At 70.1% G+C, this 9792-nt stretch carries 8 protein-coding genes; 5 read left to right on the top strand and 3 right to left on the bottom strand.

Features of this window, described 5'->3' with window-relative positions; translation table 11 throughout:
* The coding region (locus tag VHB27_RS06415) for a J domain-containing protein (RefSeq protein WP_325598381.1) at positions 1-1040 on the bottom strand (1040 nt) is incomplete at its 3' end.
* Between the two features lie 376 nt (positions 1041-1416).
* On the opposite strand from VHB27_RS06415, the gene VHB27_RS06410 reads away from it, so the two are divergent.
* From VHB27_RS06410 to VHB27_RS06395, 4 genes are read left to right on the top strand one after another with little or no spacing between them, the layout of a single operon-like run.
* Complete coding sequence (locus VHB27_RS06410; RefSeq protein ID WP_325598379.1) at positions 1417-2823, top strand: MFS transporter; 1407 nt, start codon at positions 1417-1419, stop codon at positions 2821-2823.
* 52 nt (positions 2824-2875) lie between these two features.
* Positions 2876-3454 (top strand): DUF3035 domain-containing protein, encoded by a 579-nt coding sequence (locus tag VHB27_RS06405; RefSeq protein WP_325598378.1) that lies wholly within the window; start codon positions 2876-2878, stop codon positions 3452-3454.
* A 16-nt stretch (positions 3455-3470) separates the two neighbouring features.
* Complete coding sequence (locus VHB27_RS06400; RefSeq protein WP_325598377.1) at positions 3471-4592, top strand: hypothetical protein; 1122 nt, start codon at positions 3471-3473, stop codon at positions 4590-4592.
* A gap of 48 nt (positions 4593-4640) precedes the next feature.
* Positions 4641-6779 (top strand): ATP-binding protein, encoded by a 2139-nt coding sequence (locus tag VHB27_RS06395; protein WP_325598383.1) that lies wholly within the window; start codon positions 4641-4643, stop codon positions 6777-6779.
* Positions 6780-6785: 6 nt separating this feature from the next.
* Here VHB27_RS06395 and VHB27_RS06390 read toward each other — a convergent pair whose 3' ends face one another.
* Complete coding sequence (locus VHB27_RS06390) at positions 6786-7667, bottom strand: alpha/beta fold hydrolase (protein ID WP_325598375.1); 882 nt, start codon at positions 7665-7667, stop codon at positions 6786-6788.
* Between the two features lie 95 nt (positions 7668-7762).
* Complete coding sequence (locus tag VHB27_RS06385; protein ID WP_325598373.1) at positions 7763-8233, bottom strand: GNAT family N-acetyltransferase; 471 nt, start codon at positions 8231-8233, stop codon at positions 7763-7765.
* Between the two features lie 102 nt (positions 8234-8335).
* Here VHB27_RS06385 and VHB27_RS06380 point away from each other — a divergent pair, with 102 nt between their 5' ends.
* A complete protein-coding gene (locus VHB27_RS06380) occupies positions 8336-9538 on the top strand; it encodes a pyridoxal phosphate-dependent aminotransferase (RefSeq protein WP_325598371.1) in 1203 nt (400 codons plus the stop codon).
* Positions 9539-9792: the final 254 nt, after the last annotated feature.

Below are 9792 nucleotides of genomic sequence, written 5' to 3'. Positions count from 1 at the left end.
CAGGCCCGCATCCCGGCGGCGAAGCTGTTGCAGGCGCGGCTCCATAGCTCTCCGATCGCGTATTCCGGCCGGTAATTCCCGTCCGGCAGCGCCGTCAGTTCGGCATGGCCGCCGGGGGCGAGGAACACCGACACGACCGGTGTCCCGGCCGCCGAACGCAGCCGGAGCACGGCCGGTTCCACCGAACGGTTGTCCACGGCCAGGGTCCCGTGTCCGGTGCCTTCGCGGTCCAGCACCTCCCCGTCCTGCGGCAGCGTCCCGGCGTTGTAGCCGCAGAACGCCTCGTGCGCGGCCGCGACGTTGCCCGACGTCAGCCGCGACATCGCGATGAAGCCGGTCGACCGCTCGCCGGTGACGACCTCGAACAGTCCCTCCTGGCGCAGCAGGCGCACCACCTGGACGGAGCTGAACGGCGGCAGCCGCCGGACCGGCTGCAGCTTCTGGTCGGGCAGCCGCCGGTACAGCGTGACCTCCCCGCTGCCGGGCGTGACATAGAAGTTGGCGGTGCCCGGCAGGTGTTCCGGCGCCGGACCGTACAGCACCTCCCGGTGCGCCGCGCCGGTCAGCGGGGCGACCGCCTGGGCGGTGGCGGGGATGTCGGCCACCGGCCGGACCGGCTGGTCGCGCAGGTGCAGCACGACCTGTACCACGCCGACCGTCAGCAGCATCCCGACCCCGATCCAAACCATCAGCGGCAGGTCCGACAGCCGCGGCAGCAGGCGCGGCGAGGGCATCGCCATGGATGCCGACATGACGTGGCGGACCGGGCGGGCGGGAAACATCGCAGGCTCGACCGCGGCCATCGCCGCGTCGCGCGCCTCCCGGTCGTAGGCCGCCCGGCGCTCCCGGTCCGACAGCACGTCATAGGACTGCTTCACCGCCAGGAACGCCGCCGCGTCGCCGGTCACGGGCACGTCGGGGTGCAGCACGCGGGCCTTGGCGCGATACGCCGCCACCACGGCGTCGTGTGCCGCGCCCGGCTCCAGCGCGAGCCGGGCGTAATGGCCCTCCGGGTCCAGGTTCGATCGGGGTGGCGGCATGTCGGTGTGGTGCTAACCTCGCGGTTCCGAAGCCCGCCCTGCGTTCAAGCAACCATCGTAGCGGAATTCCGGCCCGTCCACCACCACGGCGCGCATCGGTCCAGCCATCTCCTATCGCGGTCCGGCCCCGGGGTGACGACGGCCCCGGGGTGACGACGGCCCCGGGGTGACGACGGCCCAGGGTGACGGCCCAGGGTGACGACGGCCCAGGGTGACGACGGCCCGGGGTGACGGCCCGGGGTGACGGCCCGGGGTGACGCTGGGGCGCCAAGCCTGCTAACTGCAGAGGAAAATCCGACGCCGTGTCGGATCTGACCGGCACCCCCGGGTGTCGCAGGGAGAAAACGTGGCCACGGATCGAACAGGCGCGCGCCCGATGGCACGCCCGACGGCACGCCCGATGACGCGCGCGTGGGCGGCGCTGGTGGTGCTGCTTGCCGGCGGTTTCCTGCCGCCGCTGGATTTCTTCATCGTCAACGTCGCGCTGTCGTCGATCCAGGAGAGCCTCGGCGCCTCGCCGGCGGAACTGCAACTGGTGATCTCGGCGTATGCGAGCGCCTATGCGGTGTTCCTGATCACCGGCGGCCGGCTGGGCGACCTGTACGGCCGCCGCCGCTGCTTCCTGTCCGGCCTGGTCGGCTTCACGGTCGCGAGCCTCGGCTGCGGCCTCGCGCCCTCGGCGCCCGTCCTGCTGGTCAGCCGCTTCGTCCAGGGCGCCTCCGCCGCCATCATCCAGCCGCAGGTCCTGGGCTCGATCCGAGCGTTGTTCCCCGAAGAGCGGGCCCTGGCGCGGGCGATGAACGCGTATGGGATCATGATGGGCATGGCCGGCGCGATCGGCCAGTTCAGCGGCGGGGCGCTGATCCAGTGGAACCTGGACGGCCTGGGCTGGCGCACCGTGTTCCTGCTGCCGCTGCCGGTCTGCGCGCTGATCCTGCTGCTGGGCGCCCGCCTGGTGCCGGAAACGGGGCGCGGCGGGGCGGTGAAGCTCGACCTGCTGGGCGCGGCGCTGATCACCCTGTCGCTCGCCGCCGTCGTCGTGCCGCTGTCCGAGGGACGGCAGCAGGGCTGGCCCGCCTGGGTGTTCGCGGCGCTGGCTTCGGTCGTGCCGCTGGTCTGGGCCTTCCTGACGTGGGAGGCACGGCTGCGCCGCACGGGCGGGATGCCGCTGGTGGACCTGACGCTGTTCCGCATCCCCAGCTTCCGCCGCGGCGTGCTGGTGGCGACGCTGTTCTTCTTCACCACCAGCTTCTACCTGCTGTTCGGCCTCTATCAGCAGGAAGGCCGCGGCGTGGAACCGCTGCAGACCGGCCTGGCGATCGTGCCCTATGGCGTCGGCCTGTTCGTCGGCCCGCTGCTGACCGCGCCGCTGGTGGCCCTGCGTCCCCGCCTGCTGGTCATCGGCATGAGCATCCAGGTCGCCTTCTATATCCTCATCGGCGTGCTGGTCGCCGCCGGGATCGAGGGACCGTCGCTGCCCGCCGCCGTCTTCCTGGCGGGGCTTGGCCAGGGCATCGCCTTCCCGCGCCTGTTCGCCACCGTGCTGGGCGACGTTCCGCCCGCCCAGGCCGGAGTCGCGGCCGGCATCACCAACTCCGCCCTGCAGGTCGGCGCGGCGGTCAGCGTCGCCGGGATCGGCAGCCTGTTCTTCGCCGTGCTGGGGGACGCCGGGGGCGAGCGGGCCTATGCCCATGCGTTCTCCTTCGCGCAATGGGCGGTTTCCGCCGGTCTGCTGCTGGGCATGATCATCGCCATCCCGTCCCGGCGGCGTGTCGGCGCATGACGCGACAAGCCGCTCTTGCGGCGGATGGCGGAACGTCGCTAAGAGAATCGACATGAGCCTCTTTTCCGCACGCCCTGTCCGCAGGCCGGTCACCGTGTTCGCGCCGCTGCTGTGTGGCCTGTTGCTGACCGGGTGCAGCCAGGACATCAGCCGCACCTTCGGCCTGACCCGCGACGCGCCGGACGAGTTCACGGTCACGACCCGCGCGCCGCTGTCGATGCCCCCTGACTTCAACCTGCGCCCGCCCCGTCCCGGCGCGGCCCGCCCGCAGGAGCAAAGCGCCCGCCAGCAGGCGGAAGAGGCCCTGGTGCCGCAATTGGCGCTCGGCGCCCCGCAGGGCGGCGAAAGCCCGGGCCAGGAGGCGCTGCTGCAGGAAATCGGGCCGGCGCCCGCCAATATCCGCGCGCAGGTGGACCAGGACGCCGCCCACGCCCAGGCCGACCAGGGCTTCATCGACAAGCTGCTGTACTGGCGCAAGCCCGACACCCTGGGCGCGCAGGTCGATGCGACGAAGGAAGCCCAGCGCCTCCGGCAGAACGCCGCCCTGGGGGAAAGCCCCAGCACCGGCAATACGCCGATCATCCAGCCACGGAAATCGGGCTGGTTCTCAGACCTGTTTTCCTGGCTGTAAGTCGCCGCGCCGCGACATGACCCCCCATTACGTGCAGGAGGGTACCGACCCGGCCCTGACCGGGGGCGGGACGGACACGCTGTCCTGCCAATGCGGCCAGGCGCTGATCGAGGCGTACGACCCGCGGGCCTTCCTGGCCGTCACGATCCGCTGCGGCGCCTGCGGCACGATCACCGAGACCCCGCCCCTGCCCGCCGGCGCCATACCCCCCGCCCCGCTGCTGGCGGCCGAGGACACGCCGGGCGTACGCACCGTCACCGCCGCCCTGGCGGCCGGCGGCGGCGTGGCCAGCCGCGCGGAGGTGCAGCGCATCACCGGCCTCTACAGCCCGCGCACGCCGCCCAGCAACGTCTATGCGTTCACCGATGCGCTGCTGGACGACGCGCAGGCGGATTTCGAACGCCTGACCGGGGCCGCGCTGCCCGACACGCCGGCCGCGTTCAAGGACGGCCTCGCCGCGCATGCCCTGGCCTGGTCGGTCCGGCACCTGCGCGAACGGCTGCGGGCCGGCGACTGGGCCTGCCTGGAGTCGCAGGCGACGTCGATCGCCTGCGTGACCGTCGCGGGGTTCCGCCATTTCGTCGCGACCTGGTCGGTCCATCCGCTGTTTCCGGCGATGGTCGCGACCGCCGGGGATCGCGGCTTCTCCGCCCATGGCCTGGCGCTGTTCGCCGCCGCCCACTGCCTGCTGCAGCAGCGCAACCGGGTCGGCTTTCCCGCGCCGGTCCTGGGGCGCCTGGCCCATGTGCGCCTGGGCACCAGCCCGACGCAGTCGGTCCCGGTGCTGACCAAGGTGTTCGACCGGTTCGAGGTGCCATGGGGGCGGCCCTGGGATCCGGCCAGCCTGCGCTCCGCCGTGCGGGAGGCGATCGAATCGGAACAAGGGCGCATCAACCTTCTGCATCCGGGCGTGCTGCTGCTGTCGCCGGGTGCCGCGATGACCGGATTCGACGAGGCGCTGATCCAGGCCGTCCAGTCGGCCATGCAGGCCATCGGGCGCCGCCACCCCGGCCTGATGGCGGCGGTACCCGTCGTCCTGCGCCTGCTGCCGGGTCCCCGGCCCCAGGCAGTCCAGTTCGGATACGGACTGTTCCCGATTCATAATCAACACTTTCGCAACGAAACCGCCCTGAGCTAGGGACCGGCCGCCCGGCACGCCGGTCATTTCGGTAACAACGTGAGCCGAATGGTGAAGGAAACACGACGGATAGGCCAACCGCTTCCGCTTCTGCGCCTGCTGATCGCCGCGACCTGTCTTTTCCCGGTCGTCATGCTTGGCGTCGGCGGAACGTTCCTGTGGGAGGACAACAAGGACGCCGCCAACCGCGAGCTGGCGCGCCGGACCGAGGTCGCGGTGCAGAACGCCGCGCGGGTGTTCGAAACGGACGACGTCGTCCTCGATGAGATGGAGCGGCTGATACGCGGCCTGTCCGACGCCCAGATCGCCGCCCGCCAGCAGGAACTGCACGGCGAGCTGGCGGACATGGCGGAAGGCCTGCCGCATGTCCGCGACCTGGCCATCACCGGCGCCGACGGCCACGTGCTGGTCAGCGCCGGCACCTATCCCGCCGGCACCTATTCCATCAGGGCGGACCAGACGGCCGGGCCGGCCGAGGCCGCCGGACCGTCCGGATTCACCATCAGCGGCCGCGAAACGAGCAAGCCGGATGCGAAGACCTATTTCGACATCCTGCGCGCCCGGCACGGCTTTCCCGGCGCGCTCGTGGTCTCGATCCGGTCGAGCTTCCTGGAAGACCAATGGACCGCCCTGAACGTCGCGAACGCCACGGCCGGGACGGCCATGGCGCTCAGCCGGCCCGACGGCGTGATCCTGGCCCGCGCGCCGGTGCCGCGCGACCGGGGGCTGTCGCTGAACCAGGTTCGATTCGCCGAGGCGATGCGGAACGCATCCAGCGGGACGGTCACGGCGGTGTCCCAACTGGATGGCATGCAACGGGACTTCCGTTTCCAGCGCATCGGCAACCTGCCGCTCTTCGCCCTGGGCTCCATCACGCACCACGCGATCCTGCTGGGGTTCACGCACAGGATCCTGCCGCATCTGTGGTTCGGCGTGCCGGCGGCCATCCTGCTGGTCAGCCTCGCGCTGCTGGTGCTGCGGCGGACGACGGAGGCCGAACAGGCGACCCGGCTGGCGGCGCAGGAGCAGGCGACGCGCGTCGAGGTGGAACGCATCCTGGCCAAGGCCGCGAAGCTGGAGGCGCTGGGTCAGCTCGCCGCCGGGGTCGCACATGATTTCAACAACGTCCTGCTGGCCGTGATCGGCAACGCGGACCTGGTGCGCCAGCGTATCCTGGCGGGCCGGACGACGGAGGCGGAGATGCTGACCAGCATGGTCATCCAGGCGGCCCAGCGCGGCGCGGAACTGACCAACGGCATCCTGCTGTTCGCCCGCGGCAGCGACAGGCCGGATGAGGCGATCCAGCCGGCCGAAGTCATCGACGGAACGCTGGCCTTCCTGCCGCCCTTGCTGGGCAAAGCCGTCACCGTGCTGCGGCAGGTCGACGCCCCGCTGTGGAGCGTGCGCGTGCCGAAGCCGCAACTGGAGGCCGCGCTGGTGAACCTCGCCGTCAACGCGCGCGACGCGATGCCGGATGGCGGGACGATCACGATCCGGGGGGAGAACATTCCCGCCCGCGACCGGCGCCTGCCCGCGGAGCTGCGCCAGGACGCGGACTGGGTTCGGATCGCGGTGATGGACACCGGCCCCGGCTTTCCCGCCGCCGTGCGCGCGCGGGTGTTCGAGCCGTTCATGACGACGAAGGACGTTGGCCGCGGCACCGGCCTCGGCCTCGCCCAGGTCTACGGCACCGCCCGCCAGGCCGGCGGCCTCGCTCGGATCGAGGACCGGGCCGAGGGCGGCGCCGTCGTCGCGCTGTACCTGCCGCGCGGGGGATCGGCGACGGCCAGGCCCGACACGCCGTTCGAGCAGGCCGAACCGACGCTGCGCGCGTTGCGCATCCTGCTGGTGGACCACGACCGGCTGGTCCAGATCACCTCGACGATCGGCCTGCGGGAGGCCGGCCATCGGGTGATCGAGGCGGAGCGTCCGCATGACGGGCTGGAGATCCTGCGCGGCGATCCCGCGATCGACGTCCTGGTGGTGGACTATGCCATGCCCGGCATGACCGGAACGGCAATGATCGTCGAGGCCCGCAAGGCGCGTCCCGACCTGCCGGTGGTGATCGTCAGCAGCCAGATGGCCCTGGAGGGGCTGGAATTGCCCGAGCGGGTGGTGTGGCTGGCGAAGCCGTTCCTGCCGGACGACCTGATGCGCGCGGTCGCGACGGTCGCCGCGACCGCGTGAGCCGTCCTATTTCATTCCCGTAATGGATGCCACCATCGCCCGCGGATCGCGCGCCGGCCAGCGTCCGGCATCGACCTGGGTGATGAAGTTTCCAACCAGAAGATTGAACTGGTCCGGGTCTTCCAGGTTGATGGTGTGCCCGCAATTGGGCATCACCGACAGCGCCGCCGAGGGGATCGTCTGCTTCATCAGCAGGCCCGGCTGCAGGCAGGGCCAGTCCTCGTCGCCGGTCAGGACCAGGGTGGGCACCGTCAGCGCCTTCATCTGATCGACCAGGTCGTAGAGCGACGGCCGCTCCCGCTGCACGCCAAGCTGGGTGTTGCGGGCGCCGAGGGCGGAATGTTCCGACAATTGCTGCTTGAATTCGGCGAAGCCGCGCGGGTCCTTGTTCTCGAACTGCACGCGGGTGGGACCATAGGCGTATTTCTCGGCGAAGACCGTCATGCCGTTCTGGTCGAGGAACGCGGCGATCGCGTCCGCCTCGGCGCGGAACTTGTCGCGCTGGCCTTTCTCGGCGCCGTAGCCGCAGCCGGCGACGGTCAGCGACAACGCGCGGTCGGCGTGGCGGAAGCCGAAATGCAGCGTGGCGAAGCCGCCCATCGACAGGCCGACGACGTGCGCCTTGGCGATCTTGAGGTGGTCCAGCACCGAGGCGATGTCGTCGGCGGCGCGGGCCTGGGAGTAGCGCGCCGGGTCTTCGGGCACGTCCGACGGCGGGTAGCCGCGCGCGCCGTAGGTGATGGCGCGGTAGCGCTGGCAGAAATGCCGCATCTGGGTTTCCCAGGACCGGTGATCGCCGGCGAACTCGTGCACGAAGATGACCGGCGTGCCGGAGCCGGCTTCCTCGTAGTGCAGGCGGACACCGTCATCGGTCACGGCGAAAGGCATGGTCAGTCTCCTGGGGTCGCGATGGGTGGGATGTTATACGAAGGCACGCGGGCGTCGACCCGTCCCGGCGCCCGTCCAAGCCCGCCGGCAGGCCGTTACGCCTTCAGCCGCTTGCTCATGTAGACCCGCTGGAACCCCTTCTCCTCTGCCCGGTGCGTCTCCCCGTAGCCGATGCGGGTATAGAGCCGGATGTTTTCCGTCATCGCCTCATGCGTATAGAGCCGGATCGTGCGGTACCCGTCCCGCAGGGCGGCAGCCTCGGCGAAGGCCAGGAGGATGCGGCCCAGGCCCCTGCCCTGCCTGTCCGGCGCGACCGCGATATTGTCCAGCAGCATCGCCCCGTCCTCCCGCTTCAGGACCAGGATCCCGCCGATCCCTTCGCCCGTGTCCAGGACATGGACCTCTCCCGCCCGGATCAGCGCGCCGTAATCGTCCAGCATGGGACCCGGCCGCTTGCCGATGCGGGGGACATAGACCGCATAGGCGGCGGCGACGATCGCCTCCACCACGGGCCGGTCGTCCGGAACGGCGAGGCGGATGCGCGCATCCGTCCGGGGGTCCATCATGGGATCCGTCTCGACATGGCAGTGTCCAACCTTGAAACCATTGCTCCGAACGACCGGCTTGAGTAGGGTCCGCCGCCTCTTCAACCCAGGACCGTACGCATTATGTCCCTCACCAGCGAACGTCTCGACCGCATCCAGCCCAGCCTGACCATCGCCATTTCGACGGTCGCTCGGAAGATGATCGCCGAGGGGAAAAATGTCATCAGCCTGAGCCAGGGCGAGCCCGACTTCGACACCCCCCGCAACGTGAAGGACGCGGCGATCGCGGCCATGGAGCGGGGCGAGACGAAATACACCGACGTCGCCGGCACCCAGGCGCTGCGCAAGGCGGTGACGCAGAAGTTCGCCCGCGACGAAGGGATCGAATACAAGCCCGAGGAGATCATCATCTCCACCGGCGCCAAGCAGGTGCTGTTCAACGCCATGGTCGGCACGCTGAACGCCGGCGACGAGGTGGTCATCCCCTCGCCGTGCTGGGTCAGCTACCCCGACATCGTGACGCTCGCGGACGGCAAGCCGGTGCTGGTGCCGTGCAGCCAGAACAACGGCTTCAAGCTGCGGCCCGAGGACCTGGAAGCCGCGATCACGCCGAAGACCCGCTGGTTCATGCTGAACAACCCGTGCAACCCGACCGGCGCGGCGTACAGCAAGGACGAGATGAAGGCGCTGACGGATGTGCTGATGCGCCATCCGCATGTCTGGGTGCTGACCGACGACATCTATGACAGCCTGGTCTATGGCGGGTTCAAGGCCGCGACGGTGCTGGCGGTGGAGCCTCGGCTGAAGGACCGCACGCTGACCGTGCATGGCGTATCCAAGGCCTATGCGATGACCGGCTGGCGCATCGGCTTCGCCGGCGGCCCGGTGCCGCTGATCAAGGCGATGGACAAGCTGCAGAGCCAGTCGACCTCCAACCCCAACTCGATCGCCCAGGCCGCGGCGGTGGAGGCCCTGACCGGCCAGCAGGACACGGTCGAGGCGATGCGCAAGGTGTTCGAGGAACGCCGCGACCTGGTGGTGGACGCCCTGAACAAGTGCCCGGGCGTGCACTGCAGCCGCCCCGACGGCGCGTTCTATGTCTACCCGTCGATCCAGGGCTGCATCGGCAAGACCACCAAGGGCGGCACGGTGATCAAGGACGACGAGGCCTTCGCGCTCGCGTTGCTGAACGAGGAAGGGGTCGCCACCGTCCACGGCGCCGCCTTCTGCTATCCCGGCTATATCCGCATCAGCTACGCCAACGCGACCGAGGAACTGCGCGAGGCGATGACCCGCATCCAGCGCTTCTGCGAAGGACTGCACTGACAGTTGCAACACCGGCCCCGGGCCTGCCGGGCTGCACGCGCCAACACGCGGGGCGCCCGGCGCGAATGCTCGTTCTCAGCGGTTTCGCCGTAAAGTCGTCGATGATCAACACGCTTGACATCAATCTGGCTGGTTCATATTTTGTGCGCATAGCGTTGGCTGGAGAATACGTACGGTCAGCGCAGCTACTAAACGGGGCGCCTGCGGGCGCCCCTTGCTATTTGGGAAACGTTTGATGCGGGCGGCCGTATTCG

Source organism: Rhodopila sp. (assembly GCF_035548235.1).
GTDB lineage: Bacteria > Pseudomonadota > Alphaproteobacteria > Acetobacterales > Acetobacteraceae > Rhodopila.
The sequence above is the reverse complement of the archived record's forward strand: the minus strand, read 5'-3'. Positions and strand labels throughout refer to the sequence as shown.